This window comes from Sporosarcina luteola (assembly GCF_007991495.1).
Classification (GTDB): Bacteria; Bacillota; Bacilli; order Bacillales_A; family Planococcaceae; genus Sporosarcina; species Sporosarcina luteola.
In genome coordinates this window covers 1-838 of the sequence record NZ_BJYL01000081.1, presented here as the reverse complement: position 1 = coordinate 838, position 838 = coordinate 1, and the positions used below count along the sequence as shown (strand labels likewise).

The following is an 838-nucleotide window of genomic DNA, read 5'->3' as shown; positions in this document are numbered from 1 at the left end:
TTGCTTTCGGCGAAAGTACAAGGCGTTTGAGGGTGTGTTGATATAATATGCGAGCGCTCTGAGATCGTTGGGAAATATCCAACTAAGGTGATTAGACTTGATTACCTTCGCTTCAATGCTATCAGGGATCAATTATCTAACCTTGTAGTAAAGACTTATATTCAATCCATTAACCATCTACATTCACTAGAAGAAAACTATTGCCAATCGATGTAGTATAAACCTTTGCACCTATTGGTAATTTAGTTGCCATTCCATTTTGAAACGTGTCGCCTAGTGAATATACTTTTTGGATTTCACCAATCTTCTCTTCACTGCTGTCCTTACTATTACTATCTGAAGAAAATATCTCATATACACGGTCATTAAACATAAATATATCTGCATTTCGGTCATCTTCAGCAATACCGTTTGCTATCCCCTGTGCTTCTGTCCAAACTGTTACATCATTTACTTCAGCTTTGTTACAACCAACTGTAAGTGTCAATAAAATAAAGAGGAGAAATAAAATTCTTTTCATAGTAGTCCCGCCCTTTTTAAATTAGACGTTCAATTTCAATAAAGTTTCTAGCCCTTATTCCGTTAACTGGTACCGTTTGTTGAATAATTTGCCTTCCTATATCTATAGCCGTGCTGTGAATCACAATGCTCATAGCTATGCCAATTCACCTGAATTGGAAGCCATAATTTTGATACAACAACAAAAACGGGAACACCAATTCATAGGCCAATGGCGTCCCCTAATCGGTATGCTGTTATATGTTTTCTGCGCGTGTTCCGAATCCGTAACAATATCTAACCTGAATTATTCACGGAAAATTTGTAAGGAGCCTTCGGC

The 838-nt window shown here is 37.4% G+C and carries 1 protein-coding gene; it reads right to left on the bottom strand.

Going from position 1 to position 838, the window contains the following annotated elements; genetic code table 11:
- Positions 1-169: 169 nt before the first annotated feature.
- The gene (locus tag SLU01_RS17850; RefSeq protein ID WP_147060880.1) at positions 170-520 is read right to left on the bottom strand and encodes a hypothetical protein; all 351 of its coding nucleotides are present in this window, start codon (positions 518-520) and stop codon (positions 170-172) included.
- Between the last annotated feature and the right edge of the window lie 318 nt (positions 521-838).

Coding starts and splice junctions, on each gene's coding strand:
- SLU01_RS17850 (WP_147060880.1), bottom strand. CDS start 520: ATGAAAAGAATTTTATTTCTCCTCTTTATTTTATTGACACTTACAGTT.